Source organism: Paenibacillus sp. Pae15, assembly GCF_024519685.1.
Taxonomy (GTDB): Bacteria; Bacillota; Bacilli; order Paenibacillales; family NBRC-103111; genus Paenibacillus_G; species Paenibacillus_G naphthalenovorans.
This window is the reverse complement of sequence record NZ_JALJRM010000005.1, coordinates 173266-187785: the sequence shown is the minus strand read 5'-3', so window position 1 is coordinate 187785 and position 14520 is coordinate 173266. Positions and strand designations below refer to the sequence as shown.

At 50.7% G+C, this 14520-nt stretch carries 18 protein-coding genes; 5 read left to right on the top strand and 13 right to left on the bottom strand.

What is annotated here, in order from left to right:
- Window positions 1-31 precede the first annotated feature (31 nt).
- The 6 genes from NR121_RS06245 to NR121_RS06220 form a co-directional block, all read right to left on the bottom strand.
- Window positions 32-1426 (bottom strand): aromatic ring-hydroxylating oxygenase subunit alpha, encoded by a 1395-nt coding sequence (locus NR121_RS06245; protein WP_137670337.1) that lies wholly within the window; start codon window positions 1424-1426, stop codon window positions 32-34.
- Between the two features lie 317 nt (window positions 1427-1743).
- A complete protein-coding gene (locus NR121_RS06240) occupies window positions 1744-2334 on the bottom strand; it encodes a DedA family protein (RefSeq protein ID WP_062409700.1) in 591 nt (196 codons plus the stop codon).
- Between the two features lie 127 nt (window positions 2335-2461).
- Entirely contained in the window at window positions 2462-3124 is a 663-nt protein-coding gene (locus NR121_RS06235) for an NAD(P)H-binding protein (protein ID WP_054818502.1), read from the bottom strand.
- A gap of 194 nt (window positions 3125-3318) precedes the next feature.
- On the bottom strand, window positions 3319-3624 hold the full coding sequence (locus NR121_RS06230) for a hypothetical protein (RefSeq protein WP_054818501.1): 306 nt from the start codon (window positions 3622-3624) through the stop codon (window positions 3319-3321).
- A gap of 382 nt (window positions 3625-4006) precedes the next feature.
- On the bottom strand, window positions 4007-4657 hold the full coding sequence (locus NR121_RS06225) for a DUF3298 and DUF4163 domain-containing protein (protein ID WP_256830923.1): 651 nt from the start codon (window positions 4655-4657) through the stop codon (window positions 4007-4009).
- Between the two features lie 168 nt (window positions 4658-4825).
- Window positions 4826-5116, bottom strand: coding sequence for a hypothetical protein (locus NR121_RS06220; RefSeq protein WP_054818499.1), 291 nt, complete (start codon window positions 5114-5116; stop codon window positions 4826-4828).
- A gap of 205 nt (window positions 5117-5321) precedes the next feature.
- Here NR121_RS06220 and NR121_RS06215 point away from each other — a divergent pair, with 205 nt between their 5' ends.
- Window positions 5322-5903 (top strand): TetR/AcrR family transcriptional regulator, encoded by a 582-nt coding sequence (locus NR121_RS06215; protein WP_054818498.1) that lies wholly within the window; start codon window positions 5322-5324, stop codon window positions 5901-5903.
- A 32-nt stretch (window positions 5904-5935) separates the two neighbouring features.
- Window positions 5936-6250 (top strand): quaternary ammonium compound efflux SMR transporter SugE, encoded by a 315-nt coding sequence (gene sugE, locus NR121_RS06210; RefSeq protein WP_054818497.1) that lies wholly within the window; start codon window positions 5936-5938, stop codon window positions 6248-6250.
- Here sugE and NR121_RS06205 read toward each other — a convergent pair.
- Together NR121_RS06205 and yyaC are read right to left on the bottom strand one after the other, a co-directional pair.
- A complete protein-coding gene (locus tag NR121_RS06205) occupies window positions 6240-6362 on the bottom strand; it encodes a hypothetical protein (RefSeq protein ID WP_256830920.1) in 123 nt (40 codons plus the stop codon). The genes sugE and NR121_RS06205 overlap by 11 nt on opposite strands.
- Complete coding sequence (gene yyaC / locus NR121_RS06200) at window positions 6359-6922, bottom strand: spore protease YyaC (protein WP_074728719.1); 564 nt, start codon at window positions 6920-6922, stop codon at window positions 6359-6361. Before yyaC ends, NR121_RS06205 begins: the two co-directional genes overlap by 4 nt.
- Before the next feature lie 208 nt (window positions 6923-7130).
- Here yyaC and NR121_RS06195 point away from each other — a divergent pair, with 208 nt between their 5' ends.
- Both NR121_RS06195 and NR121_RS06190 read left to right on the top strand, forming a co-directional pair.
- Window positions 7131-8399 (top strand): glycosyltransferase family 2 protein, encoded by a 1269-nt coding sequence (locus NR121_RS06195; protein ID WP_256830919.1) that lies wholly within the window; start codon window positions 7131-7133, stop codon window positions 8397-8399.
- A 27-nt stretch (window positions 8400-8426) separates the two neighbouring features.
- Window positions 8427-8570 (top strand): hypothetical protein, encoded by a 144-nt coding sequence (locus tag NR121_RS06190; protein WP_171005907.1) that lies wholly within the window; start codon window positions 8427-8429, stop codon window positions 8568-8570.
- A 76-nt stretch (window positions 8571-8646) separates the two neighbouring features.
- On the opposite strand, the gene NR121_RS06185 is transcribed toward NR121_RS06190, so the two are convergent.
- From NR121_RS06185 to thyA, 4 genes are all read right to left on the bottom strand, one after another.
- A complete protein-coding gene (locus tag NR121_RS06185) occupies window positions 8647-9873 on the bottom strand; it encodes an MFS transporter (RefSeq protein WP_256830918.1) in 1227 nt (408 codons plus the stop codon).
- 106 nt (window positions 9874-9979) lie between these two features.
- Complete coding sequence (locus NR121_RS06180) at window positions 9980-10297, bottom strand: hypothetical protein (protein ID WP_054818494.1); 318 nt, start codon at window positions 10295-10297, stop codon at window positions 9980-9982.
- A gap of 74 nt (window positions 10298-10371) precedes the next feature.
- Complete coding sequence (locus tag NR121_RS06175) at window positions 10372-10908, bottom strand: dihydrofolate reductase (RefSeq protein ID WP_256830917.1); 537 nt, start codon at window positions 10906-10908, stop codon at window positions 10372-10374.
- A 59-nt stretch (window positions 10909-10967) separates the two neighbouring features.
- Window positions 10968-11762 (bottom strand): thymidylate synthase, encoded by a 795-nt coding sequence (gene thyA / locus NR121_RS06170; RefSeq protein ID WP_062409708.1) that lies wholly within the window; start codon window positions 11760-11762, stop codon window positions 10968-10970.
- A 576-nt stretch (window positions 11763-12338) separates the two neighbouring features.
- On the opposite strand from thyA, the gene NR121_RS06165 reads away from it, so the two are divergent.
- Window positions 12339-13226 carry a LysR family transcriptional regulator gene (locus tag NR121_RS06165; protein ID WP_062409709.1) on the top strand — a complete coding sequence of 296 codons (888 nt, stop codon included), beginning with the start codon at window positions 12339-12341 and terminating at the stop codon, window positions 13224-13226.
- Here NR121_RS06165 and NR121_RS06160 read toward each other — a convergent pair.
- Window positions 13198-14466, bottom strand: a complete 1269-nt coding sequence (locus NR121_RS06160; RefSeq protein ID WP_054818492.1) for an MFS transporter — start codon at window positions 14464-14466, stop codon at window positions 13198-13200. The genes NR121_RS06165 and NR121_RS06160 overlap by 29 nt on opposite strands.
- Window positions 14467-14520 lie beyond the last annotated feature (54 nt).

Below are 14520 nucleotides of genomic sequence, written 5' to 3'. Positions count from 1 at the left end.
TACTCTCCTCCTCTGCATGTTTTGGCTGTGCTTATTCATTGTTCTCGGTTAATAATTTATGCCATTGGCGCCAAATGTTTAATTGGTTCGCCTCGCTGTAATCTCCCTGATAAACCGTTCCAGGACCCGGCCAATCCCCTTGTTCGGGTTTGCGATCAATCCCCATACGATAAATAAATTTTAATTTCGATGAGGCAATATATCCTTTCGTAGCCCGAGTAATGTTTTTCCACATTTCTGTGTCATCTTGTTCCAGCATGCCACTCGAACCAAATGTTCGGACATACGTCTCTCTTGCAAGCTCTTTCCACCAATCCGGCGCTTCTTTTTCGACAAGGACCCATGAAAAGACCTCCATCTCATGCGGTCCTTTCGGCACCCACTGTCTTAATGTCAAATATGAACCTGGATTCTTTCCTGCTTCTGTTGCCCAAGAGAAATATCCAAACGACATGTTCGGGTAAATGTTCCCATGGATATAAGCAAGCCGGCTAAACGCTTTTTGATGTTCGGGTGTTAATTTCTGTTCAATCTGTTCGACGATATTTTGGGGAACACCGTAAAAAGGCGGAAGTTCATATTCGGGCGGTGCACCAATCAGTCCAAGACCATTTCCATTCTCACAAGATACATGAACCCCGTAAAACGCGAACTTCGGATCCCCACTCGGAACAATTTTTAATTGGACAGCCGATTGATGGGTCATGAAGGTATGGTAAGCATCCCCAACAAAGTTGTCGGCTCCCAGCTTCCAGTTCGATTTTACGGTCCAACGCTGCGGTACTCCGATGACTTCCATTCCCCCATGGGTATGGCTTAACATCATATCCAGGTACCATTTCATGCTTCCTAGCTGCTCCTCTAACGGAGGAGCCGAATCATTAAAGGTGCCAAAGATAAGCCCTGCATATGTGGCAGCTCTCGCCTTTACCAGACTGTATTGGGTTTTATCAAAGGCATCACCGAAGGCCTCCTTATGTGCAGGAACTCCGATGAGATCTCCATTCTGTTTAAAAGTAAAGCCATGGTATGGACATCTAAAATGGGAAGAGTTCCCCATTTCTGAACGGCATACAGGTGATCCTCTGTGAGTACATGCGTTCAGTACGACGTTGATAACACCGCCCTCCGAACGTGAGACAATCACCTCTTCGTTCCCAATATACCTTAATACATAGTCGCCTTTATTCGGTATCTCAGATTCATGAGCAATCGGAACCCATACTTTAGAAAAAATCCTTTCGATTTCCATCTGATGAATTTCAGGATCACCGATCACTCGTGATGAAATATACCCTTCCTCCAGATCCAGCAATTCTCTTATCTTTGTCCCGTCCGATAAACAAACATCTTCGCCTACATTTTTTTGAATCGCCATTTGATTAATCGCTCCCTTCTCTTGATAATGCTGTTTCAGTGCGCCCACCAAAGAAGCCACGTTGGTTAAGGAACCAACAAACTGCTGATCTGACCTGCGAATTTTAAATGATAAGGTTCTCTATGATGAAGGAAACACTTTATTACCACCCCTTTCAAAAAAGTAATGAAATTCTAGAATATTAGTTTGGATGCGCTTACAACATGTGCTATGGAATCATTATACATTTACGAAAATAGATCGTCAATATAAAAAAATTTTGCCAATGCCAGAAAAGCGGTCTGCTTTGCTTATGGCAAGCAAATCACGCAGACCGCCGGCGAATGAGGGGAACGATATGTTTCATACAAGGAGAACAGTTATTTTTAAACCAGCCTGAGCTTACGTTTGATCACAGCGTAAATAAGTATTCCCGCCAAGACCGCAAGGGCAATGGGCGTCAAGTACTGCTTGGCCAATGGAGCTACGTGCTCCCACTGCGGGCCCAGCTTGTATCCCAGGTACACATACAGGGAAGTAATCGGGAGCATGGCCAAAAAGGTATACGCCGAAAATTTAAGCACATTCATTTTGGCTATACCGCAGGGGATTGAAATGAACGTTCGTACCCCCGGCAAAAATCGTCCGAAGAAAGCCACTCCGCCGCCATACTTTTCAAAAAAACGATCCGAGGCCTGCAGCTGCCGGGAACGGATAAAGAAATACTTTCCATATTTTTCAATAAACGGCCTGCCGCCATATCTCCCCAGCAGATATAAGGTGAGAGGTCCGGTGGTTCCGCCAATCGTTCCGGCCAGGATCGTCGGAAGCAATTGAAAGTCCCCTTGAAAGACCCAGTAGCCTGCTAAAGGAAGCACGAGCTCAGCCGGCACAAATTCAAAGGTAAGGGCGATAACGAGACCGGAATAAGACAGCCTCTTCAGGAAATGAATGAATTCAAGGATTAACCGTTCCATTGAAAACTCCTTTATATAAATTGGAAATCTATCCTACTTATTATAGAAAATAGTATCCGCCTGTTTCAAGTGATCCCGGAATCCAACCAGGGACCTGCCGCGGCCGATCCCTGTGTTGATTCTAACATTACAAGATTTTAATTTGATCGGAACGATAGATTCGCATTCCTTTACTTCCCTTCTTAGCCGCTTGTATCATTCCTTGTGCCACCGCGGTCCCGGTAATAGGTTTATATTGTCGCAAGCCTCCGATCATTAGGAATGAAAACAAGCCGCCGAGGATCTCCGCCATTTTTTCACCGAATCGAAACTCATCCCGCTGCCCCAGCAAAAGCGAGGGTCTGAAGATATGTAATGAAGGTAAATCCAGGTCCTTAAGGCTTTCTTCCACTTCTCCCTTCACCTGGCTGTAGAAGAACAGGGAATCCTTGGAGGCTCCCATGGCGGAGACGATCAAAAACGACGAAGCACCGTACTTTTTGGCCAGTCGTCCAAGCCGTACAGGATAATCGAAATCTACTTTACGGAATTGCTCTTTGGTTTTGGCCTTCCGTATGGTTGTGCCCAAAGCGCAAAATACATGAGAACCGTTCAGATCATCCTTTATAGCCTGCTCAAGCGGTCCCTCTTCCCAATCGGTCATTCGCTGGATCAGCTTTTCATGATTCAGCTCGATCGGACGTCTGACCAAAGCGATGACCTTGTCATACTCAAGGTCCGACAAAAGAAGTCTGACCAGCTCGCGGCCGACCAATCCCGTCGCTCCGGCTACTATCGCTGTGTTTTTCATCACGGCCTCCCCGTTATCTCTTTTTTATGTACAGCTGCCCTCGTTATATTTATAGTAATGGGACGCCATTATAAACTCAACCTTTAGCAGATAAACCACAAAAAGCCCTCTACAGTTTATCGTCTAGGGCCTGCGCGTGTAAATGGAAGAAGCTTCTCACCGGTGCTTTTCCATTCTATATTCGGCTGTTTTCATTATAATATTTGCATGCTTTCGATATGCTTCTTGGTTTCCGGGGTACCTAATTCATAGATCAATGAATAAATATCGTGCAAGCCCATGTCATACGCATCATTCGATGCATCGTAATGATAAGGAACACCGGCCGCATGGGTCCGAAGAAAATTGTCATTTTCTATGTAATATTGATCCTCGAACAGTTCTTGAAGTTTGACAATTTCCTCCGGTGTGGCTTCTATTTCGAATTCGTAAGCAGCATCGCCTTGGTTGGCCATGATTGTCCCCGCCTGCACCGATACATAATACTTGTTTTTGTCCATACCTATCCTCCATTTACCGAGTTAAATACATGACTAATATTGCTCCCAATGCAAGTATGATTGGAAATAATATATTCGCAATTAATATCGGGTTTGCCAGAATCGGATGTTTGATCGTCGTTTCATTCATGCCTTTGTCTAATTCTTTATGTTGTTGATTGCGTATGGCTATCAATGACCAGATGAGGGCCACTACACAAACGATAAGCGCGGCTATAAGTAAAAAAGTAAGCACCTTAGATCTCCTTCTTTTTAGTTAAATTTGATTTGTATGTTTACTTTTCCACAAACAGTAAATTTCTATTCAAATGACCATATTTTTCAAAACATCGATAAACTTGCCGCGAGTCGGCTGCCCGCAAAAACAACAAAACCCGGCTCCCTATGCAGGGGCCGGTTCCGTTTGCGCATTTAATAATCTGCCGATCGGTCCGTTCGGATCGATAATGTCCATGAGATCCCGAAAGGGGATTTCAAACGTCGGAAAACCGTACACGTAAGGCGTATATTCATACAGCTGAAAGTAAATGCCGACCGCTTGATCGGTTAAATAAAAGGACTGGTTCCTGTCTATGGCCTTAAACTCCGTAAGCATCGGGATATCACGGGACTTAAACTCGCGCCTGATGATATCAGACAAACGGTCGACGTAATTGCTTCCGGGCTTAAACAAATCCTCCAGCCGGTATTCGCTGCCGTCCTCCAAATTAAACGTCTGCGAGCTTTGATACGTGATGCCGTGAGCCGCATGCTGCGCATAACCGTAATTTTCATAGAGGAGGCTGAGCAGCCCGTTCTTGAACAGCTTGACATGATAATCGCCGGTAAGCGTCTTCGTCGGGTCCTGCACGTAGCCCTGCAGCCGGATGAGATCGTACACCGCATCCAAAATCGAGTTGTTGATCATGCGGCGCACCAACCCGTTCTTCAGCCCCACCACCTGAGGATAATGAACGTTCAGCCGCGGTTTTATCAGCCTTCTGGTAATAATCCTTTCTCTTCCTTCACGCTTCTCCGTATCGATTTGTTCCATCGTCTCACACTCCCGGCGTATCATAAGATTATGCCCAGTATATGCGGACAAATACCCGGTGGTGTGAAGAGCCCGGTACAAATAGAACTGTCTTTTTATGTGTCCAATCTATTGACAGAGGTCCATTAAAGGTCTGGCATCTTTGAAAGGACACCAATATAGGCGTTTTTATCCGGCAAAAGCGGCGCATGTGGACAGGTAATCGGTATTCCCGATTTGCTTCTTTTGGTTGCTGAGCAGCTCCGCTCCCGGATTATTCACCACGTATGGATCGCTCACGGGGCGCATGTCCCCCCAGACGCATTCCACACCCTGTCCTCCCGCATCTCCCGCATACATTCGGCAGCTTGCGCAAAACCCTTTCTTTTGCTCTTCATCGAGCTTAACGATTTTATTGCGCAAGCAGCAGTAGACGCGGCTGTTCTCATCGGCCAAGTTGATATGTCTGATTTGACGCATAAGCATGCGCTCCTTTCCATGTGCGTTGGGCTATTCGCACAACAAGCTGAATTAAAGAGTAATACCCATTATATATGCGGACGAACCCGTTTATGTGAACTTTTTCAAGGAGCGGCTTTCAAGCGGCGGCTTGCTTTTTCAGGCAAAAGAATTTATAATCAGCAGTGCCTAATTATCGTTAGTTAGGAAAAGGAGGGAAGAAAGCATGTCAGTGCAAAAAATCAAATCGGCCGCCCTTCGTCTTTTTGCCAGGAATGGGTACGATGCCGTTCCCTTGTCGGAAATCGCCAAGGAAGTCGGAATCAAAACGCCGTCGCTCTATGCTCATTTCAGAAGCAAAGAAGATTTATTCCTTGCCGTATTCGAGGATTGTCTGGCTGAACACACCGCCCGAATGGCGGCTCTAATCGAGAGCCTGAAGGGGCGAACCATAGAAGAACAGCTGTATAGAGTCATCCATGACGCTTGCCGGTCGTATTTGCTGAGCGAAGAGCACATGACCTTCCTCAAAAGAGTGATGCTGTTCCCGCCGGCAGCTTTGCAGGAAACGCTGCGCGAGCGGTTTTCTGCTTCAGAAGATCAGCTCAACGGATTATTGACGGCTCTTTTTAATGAAGGCATGGATTCCGGCCTGCTGCGGCGTGAACGTCCCGAGGATTTAATCGCCTCCTATTACTGCTTGCTTGACGGTTCGTTCATTCAACAGTTTTATTACAAAAGCGAGGATTGGGAGCATCGGCTCGATACGGTTTGGAGAATCTATTGGAAGGGCATTACCACTTCATAGCTTATTCACTCAAAGAAAGGACAGGATAGACCATGGCATGGATTTATTTGTTTATCGCCGGATTAATGGAGATCGTATGGGCAATGGGACTAAAATCAACTAACGGATGGACGAGGCTTTGGCCCAGCGTCATAACCGTCACTGCCATGATCGTAAGCTTTTACTTTCTGTCGATGGCTCTCAAGACCCTGCCGATCGGAACGGCTTACGCGGTATGGACAGGAATCGGCGCAGTGGGCACCGTAGTCTTCGGCATGCTGTTTCTCGGGGAGCCCCGCGACTTGCTTCGGCTTGGATTCGTTCTTGCAATCGTCGTCGGCATTGTCGGTTTGAAGGCTACGGCTTAAGGCCGGCCGCCGGCGGCGTCAAGCCCATAGCACGCTTAGAGTAATGAACGCCGCCTGCTGCCGCAGGCGCTGCGGATTTGGCATCACCAGGACGTCTTACGCCATCCCTCATTCGCTGCCTTCTTTCTCTGCCCTTGCTGTTTCGGGGTCCAGCGGAAATACGCTGCAAATGGCCGATACAATTTCCCTCGCCATCGTCATCACCCTATATAATGAAGTGCTTTGTAATACGGCATATTTTTGCCCTTGATCCACATTGACAATAGCCGCAATGGAATAATCGCCGACACGGGGCAGCTGTTTGCCCACCGATTTGCCCGGCTCGATCGGACGATTGGACACCTGATACCACCCTAATGACATCGTCTGGCCCAGACAGGCATCGATGGCGATAATTTTGAGGCCGGGAGGTATTTCCCGCAGCCGTTCACGCATATTGCTCGCATCGAACGGAGACGCCAGCGTTCCGACCACATGCGGATAGCCCGCTTCCTGCAGCATGGTCCCGACCAGCGGACCAAGCGCATCTCCGGTCGAGCGATCCGTGCCGATACACAGTAACAATAAATTGTGTACCCCTACTCCCTCGCCGCGGATGCGATCCAAAAAATTAGGAAGCTCAGCCGCTTTCAGTTTTTTGCGATAAATCGGCCCGGCCTGATCACTAGTCATCCTTTTTCCCCTTCCGTCTGCATCATGATCGTTGAGATAAGCGCCAAGCTGATGATTCGATACACTTGTAGCATACCGTATGGCTATCGTCCGTTCAAGAATCCGTTTCAAGATCAGAAGATTTGTTGTCCGTCTGAAGCACGTGGTATAATTTGAAATAACTGTTGTGTTTTGATCCAGATTCGGCAGAAAGCGCAGGTGTTGGTCGATGCGGATCATGGAAGTCTGGGCGCTGGTTGCGCTGGGTTACTGGTTGTTCATGCTGTGGGATACGGTTCGATCCCGAAAATGGATGTTCAGCCTTCCCCGTTCCGCTGGGGATGCCGGGTTTAACATAGAGAAATCGAACGGGCGTGAAAACAGGAAAATCTCGGCTGCTCCCGGGCTGATGGGCTCCCGGCCTTCCGTGCCGGATACACCGCTGGTTTCCGTCATTATCGCTGCCAAAGAGGAGGAAGCCTCTATCGCGGATACGGTCAGGCATCTGCTCGGCCAAACGTATCCGAAGCTTGAAATCATCGCCGTCAACGATCGCTCCCGGGATGCAACCGGCCGCCGGTTGGACGAGCTTCGCCGCTGGTCCGAAAGCCGGGAAGGCATCACCGTCCCGCTGCGGGTCATCCATATCACCTCGCTGCCGTCCGGATGGCTGGGCAAAAATCACGCTTTATACCAGGGCTATTTGCAGGCCCGGGGCAAGTACCTGCTGTTTACCGATGCGGACGTGCAGTTCGATCCGCATACCGTTGCGGATGCGGTGCGTTATATGCAGGAGCAGCATGCGGATCACTTAACGCTCGCTCCGCGGATGATCGCACGCGGGTTTTGGCTCAAGGCGTTTGTACACTATTTCTTTTTTGCCTTGTCTTTATTTATTCGTCCGTGGCGGGTGAACGATGATTTACAGCACAGGCACGGTATGGGCGTCGGCGCCTTCAACCTGATTACAAGAAGGGCATATGAAAGAATCGGTACGCACGAGGCGATCGCGATGCGGCCGGACGACGACCTCCAGCTCGGGCGGCAGGTGAAACGGGCCCGACTGCGCCAAAGGCTTGCCTCCGGCGTTCACCACATCTCGGTGGAGTGGTACCCCGGCTTGAGCGAGGCTGTTCGCGGGCTGGAGAAAAATATATTTTCCGGCTTCGGCTATCGGATCAGCTTCGCAGTGCTTGGGGTCATCGGGCAGCTGGCGTTGTTTTTATTTCCGATTGCAGGTATCGTGTTGGCATCCGGCTGGGCAGCTGCAGCGTTTGCTTTATCCGTCTTTCTGATGCTCACCGTGTACTTTTTGCTGATCCGGTCGATCGTAGGCGGAGGCGGGATCGAGGTGCTTGCGCTTCCCGTCACCGTCAGTTTGCTTTGTTATGTCGTGAGCCGTTCGGTATGGCTGACGCTGCGGCAGGGCGGCATTTATTGGAGGGGCACATTTTATTCACTGAAGGAACTCCGACAGATGAAGGATCCAAATTCATAATCATGAGCATTCGGAGGGGGGGCAATTATGAATTTCAATCGAACCAGATCAGTACGGGACAACAAACAAAACATCGCGAACTCCTCGTTAAAGCAATGGAAGTATGCCCTGGTCAGCGTACTGCTCACGTTCGCGCTGATTGTGCTTTATCAGCACGTGCAGCAGTATTGATGAACAAGCTGTAAAACGACAGGTTCCACAGATTGGGCGGACACGGCGGCGTGTCCGCCTTTTTATTTATCGGCCGCTACATCCGCCAAAGCTCACGGCGCCAAGCCAGCACGCCCACGGTGATCGCGACGCAGCCGGTTCCCATCAGAAGGCCTGCGGTCAGGACTCCGGCCATATCGGCGACCAAGCCGATCAACAGTGCGCCCAGCGGGATGAAGCCGCGGTCCATGAGCGCGATGCTCATGATGCGCCCGCGCAGCCGGTCAGGCACCTGCTGCTGCATGGCGATGCGGCTCATCGTGCGGTAGGCTTGTCCGAACAAGCCTGCCGCAAACATGGCCGCGGCCGCCCACCCGAAGGCGGGAGCCGCCATGAATCCGCAGAGCGAGACGCCGAAGCCAAGCAGGGACAAGACCAGCCAGCGGCCGGGCCAGCGGGCTTTACGGCCGAGCGAGAGCCAAAGCGAGCAGAGAAGCGACCCTGCTCCGGATACGGACAGCAGCTGGCCCAGCTTGTCCGTACCGAAGCCGAGCAGCTCCTGCGTGAAGAGCGGCAGCATGGATGTATAAGGGAAGCCGAAAACCATCGGCGCAACCGCGAGCAGCAGGAGCGATTGCACTGCCGGCTCCGAGCGGATATAGCGCCATGCTTCACGGGCGCCATGCTGGCCTGAATCCTGCACGATGGCGGCCCTGCCCGGCTCCTCCGCAGAAGGGAGCGGCTTCACCGCCGTCACGACAAGGATCATGGCCAGCGTGCTCGCGGCATTGATCCAGAGAATGATCGACGGCGCCATCGTCGTCAGCATCACGCCAGCGACCGCCGGACCGATGATGCGCGACAAATTCAGCACCGCGCTGTTCCAGGCGATCGCGCTCCCCCGCTCCTGTTCCCGCACCAGATTGGGCAGCAGGGCATGCGTCACCGGCGTCTCCATCGCTGAAAACACAGAGCGCGCCGCAATCAGGGCCAAAAACAACCAGAGCGGTCCGTCCATCGCCATCCACAGGCTAAGCCCCAAGGTCAGAACAAGACTGCCGGCTTGGGCATAGATCAGCAGCATCCGCCTGTCGTACCGGTCCGCCAGCGTTCCTGCCGGCAGGCTGACAAGAAAAATCGGCAGCAGCCTGCAAAGATTGACCAGTCCGAGGAAAGTCCCCGACCCGCCGGCCTGCAGCGCAATCCAGTTGATCGCGACAAAATCCATCCAGTCTCCGGTGCGATACAGCGTGCTGCCGCCGATAAACACACGAAACATCCCGTTCCGAAATGCGGAACGGGATGGGTTTAGCAACACATTCATAACATCCTTCTCTCCCAAACTTCCTGTTTATTTCGGAAACGGGAAATACAATCCCAAGGATAGGCATCCGAAAGAGACGTCCCGCCCTTTTTCTTCCCCAACCTCTTCAGCGTATCTGTCTTGGCTGCTCCGTGTTCGAAGCGACCTCGTCCAGGCTTTGCAGCGCTTGCTCCAACTGATGCTGAACCTGCGCGAGCTCCTGATGATGGTGTCCATGATCCTGCGCATCGATCTGGCTTTGCGCTTGCTCCAAAAGATGCTGAGCCGCTTTCATCTCTCCAATGGCGAAGGACAGCTTATGCGGATCGGATTGCAGTTGGGCGTGGCGCACAGCCATCTCTGCGTCTTTGGCATTCTGCATGGCTTTCTCCGCATTGTCGATGACGTGGCGGATCGGCATTTGATGTTGGTTGACCTGTGTCATGTTCGGCATCTTCCTCTCGGGTAAACTGGATGTGCACATGATTCACCCTTTAAGATGCGCATAAACGGCCCGCTTCATTCCACTTGTTGGAGTTCCGTATCTGCTTGTCCGCTAACCCGTTCATAGAGGACAAATTCATAATCATACGGGTTTTTCTCATCCCGTATGCCTTTTTCCCGCGACACGCCCCGCCACTGCGTACGGTCAATCTCGGGAAAAAACGTGTCCGCTTCAAAGCGATGGGCAATTTCGGTAATATACATCCGGTCCGCATGCGGCAGCAGCAGGCCGAACAGCTCCGCGCCTCCGATGACAAAAAGCTCTTCGGACGCCTTGTCCCCTCCGCGGCCATAAGGTTTAACGGCTTCCTTCGCCGAATGCACGATTTCACAGCCCTCAGCCTTAAATTCAGGGTCCCTCGTCAGAATCACGTTACGGCGTCCCGGTAAAGGCTTGCCGATCGAATCATACGTTTTGCGGCCCATCAGTATCGTATGCCCCAAGGTCGTTTTCTTGAAGAACGCCAGATCCGCCGGCAGCCTCCATGGCAGTTTATTGTCTATGCCGATTCCGCGGGCTTCATCCATCGCAAATATTAACGATATCGTCATTCGAACCTTCCTCCTGATACCACACCACAAATCCCGACAAATCGGGGCTGATCACGCGATTAGACCGCTATGGGCGCTTTAATCCCGGGATGCGGGTGATAGTCGATAAACTCAAAGTCTTCAAATCGGTAATCAAAAATGGACTCCGGCTTGCGCAGAATGTTCAGCTTCGGCAGCGGACGCGGCTCCCTGGTTAATTGGAGCTTTACTTGTTCCAGGTGATTCAGGTAAATATGAACGTCGCCGCCTGTCCACACCAAATCGCCGACTTCCAGATCGCATTGCTGAGCCACCATGTGGGTTAACAGAGCATAAGACGCCAGATTAAACGGCAGTCCCAGGAAGGTATCCACGGATCTCATCTGAAACATGCACGACAGTTTGCCATCGGCAACATAAAATTGAAATGCATAATGACACGGCGGCAAAGCCATCTGATCGATTTCTGCCACATTCCATGCACTCACCAGATGTCTTCTGGAATCCGGATTATGCCGAATCTGTTCAATCACTTTGGTAATTTGATCAATCGTCTGCCCTCCCGGCGCCGGCCATGTACGCCACTGCGCACCGTAGACACGACCAAGATTGCCCTCCTCATCGGCCCATTCATCCCAGATCGTGACGCCATTCTCACGCAGATAATTGACATTCGTACTGCCGCTTAAGAACCACAGGAGTTCATGAACGATGGATTTAATATGCAGTTTTTTGGTTGTCAGCAGCGGAAATCCTTCAGCTAAATTGATTCTCATTTGTCTTCCAAAAACGGAAATGGTGCCTGTGCCGGTTCGATCATCCTTACGGACACCTTGTTCCAGTATATCACTTAGCAGGTCCAAATACGCTCTCATTGCTTCACCTCTTAAGATACTTTCTTCGCCGGCCGCGAGGAATGAATACATCTCATTATATAACGAGTTGAGGTTTTTAACTATATTTTCATTACCATACATGAATCCTGAAATTTCCTCATGATATGCGGAAGCATGATAGACAACCCGCCGGCCAAGATGATCTATGTGTTCTTCGAGGAAAGAAATGTACGTATTGTAATATGTTGTTAGGAACCATGGAATCCGCTCGAACGAAATATAAGTCCCCCTTTTGATCACGACTTAAGAAATTGCAGTATATGTTGACAAACGTCTGCCGAACCATATTCGTCGCTTTTATCAGTACAGGTATCCCCTTCCTTGGAACAATTCGTCCTGCATAAACAATCGCCAATGAATTACCGATACGATATTGTTTTCTAACTCTAAAGCTTAGCGGAAGTGTTCCATCGGGGATACTATTTTTGGAGCTGTTTTGCCGCCTTCGTCCAAACCCGGCGGCAGCAGCACAAATCCCAAGAAGGACGGATACATTCTTTTCTGCGCGCTGTGATATAATCATGGGGAATAAACGATCAAGGCCAGGTGATCCGATTGGAGTGGCAGCAGCTTGAATATTTTCAAACCGTAGCCCGAATGGAGCATATGACGCGCGCAGCCCAATTCCTGTCCGTCTCGCAATCCGCACTCAGCCGCTCCATCTCCCGGATGGAGGAAGAACTGGGCGTTCCGCTGTTTGACCGGGTGGGCCGTTCCATCAAGCTGAACCGCTACGGAGAGCTGTTTTTAAGGCGGGTTCACCGCATCATGAAAGAATACGAGGAAGGAAAGCATGAAATTCGGAACATGCTGGATGAAGAAGCCGGGGAAGTCATGCTGGGATTTCTCCATACGCTCGGATCCCATCTCATTCCCGACCTCATCGTTACGTTTCGCGCCAGCTACCCGAATATTCGCTTTCAGCTGAATCAAAGCAATACCGCTTCCTTGCTACAGCAGCTCATTCAAGGCTCGATCGACCTTTGTCTGCTTTCTTCTCCGGATGAAGCCAATCCTTCGGTGGAATGGAAAAAATTATGGAGCGAGGAGCTGTTTATTTTCGTCCCCGCCCATCACCCGCTGGCAAACCGCGGAGCCGTTTCATTGGAAGAAATTGCCGACGAGCCAATGGTTTCCTTTAAGAAAGGCTACGGACTCCGGAACGTCATTGACCGTCTGTGCATGGAAGCCGGCTTCGCCCCCAAAATCGCTTTTGAGGGAGAAGAGGTTCCCACCGTGGCGGGCCTGGTTGCCGCCGGACTGGGTGTAGCCCTTATTCCTGATGTGAAAGGATTGACCGACCGGAAACTGGTCAAGTTAAGCGTAAGCTCGCCCGAATGCTACCGGATCATCGGCGCAGCCTGGATGAAGGAGCGGTATCTGTCTCCCCCGGCCCAACGGTTTCTGCAATTTGTCATGCATTACTTTGAGAATGCAGATTAGATTTCTCGGGCAAAACAGCGGTTAATACAAAGGAAACCAGCATGGCGCAGCCAATCATAACGGTAATCATGCCGACAATCCCCGCCCATTCAAACCGGCTCCAGAACAAACCGCCGATGGATCCGCCCAGACTCGACCCTACATAATAAAACAGCAGGTACAAAGAAGAGGCCTGCGCTTTTCCTATGGAAGCCCTGCTTCCGACCCAGGAGCTGGCTGTGGAGTGCGCGCCAAAAAATCCGAAGGTGAACACGGCCACGCCGATGATCAGCACAGCCAAATGCGCCGAGAGTGTCAGCAGGATTCCCGTCAGCATCAATAGGACATTAATCCACAAAACAATGCGCAGCCCAATGCGGTCGCTGGCTCTTCCCATCCACGAAGAACTGAATGTTCCCACCAGGTATAGAAGGAAGATCCATCCGACCAGCGTTTGCGACAGACGAAAAGGCGGTTCGAGCAGCCGGAACCCCAAGTAATTGTACAGCGTGACAAAGCTCCCCATCAAAATCGCGCCTAACACAAAAAGAAGGATTAGTGCGGGGTCGCGGAACTGTACGGCAAAAAGACGGAGGTTGGCTTTGGGTTCTGTCCGCTGCGGTTTAAAGTGCCGGGAAGGCGGCAGGTTGCGCCAAAAATACAGACTCGCCAACAGACTGATGACCGCCAACACACCTATGCCCATTCTCCATGTATATACATCGGTTACCATGCTGACTGCGACCCGCCCGAACAGTCCGCCTATCGTATTCCCGCTGATATATAATCCCATAGCGAACCCGAGGCTTTTGGCCTCCATTTCCTCGGCCAGATAAGTCATCGCCACGGCAGGAAGACCGGCAAGGGCAATCCCCTGAATCGCGCGGACGATAAGCAGGCTTGTAAAATTGGGCACGAAAGCCGTGCACAAGCAGCAAATCGAAGACACAAAGAGTGAAGCCGCCATAAGTGATTTTCTCCCGATACGATCGGACAAAAAGCCTGCCAACGGCAGCGAGACGGCAAGCAGCACCGTACTGACGGATAAAGACAAGCTGACAGCCGCCGGCGATAAACCGAATTCCCTGGAGTAAACCGGAAACAACGGTTGAACACAGTACAACACCGCATAAGTGGCCACCCCCGCAGCGAATAAAGCCAGACTGCCCTGCTGATACTCCTTGCTTCCGCGCTTCAGGTATTCCCGGCTCCTCGTGTCCAATATCCCCGCACGATGTTCTAAACCAACATCGGCTTGCATCTTTGATGTCATCCCCACTTGAGTTCATATCCTTCCAGATTCATTTTTTCTATT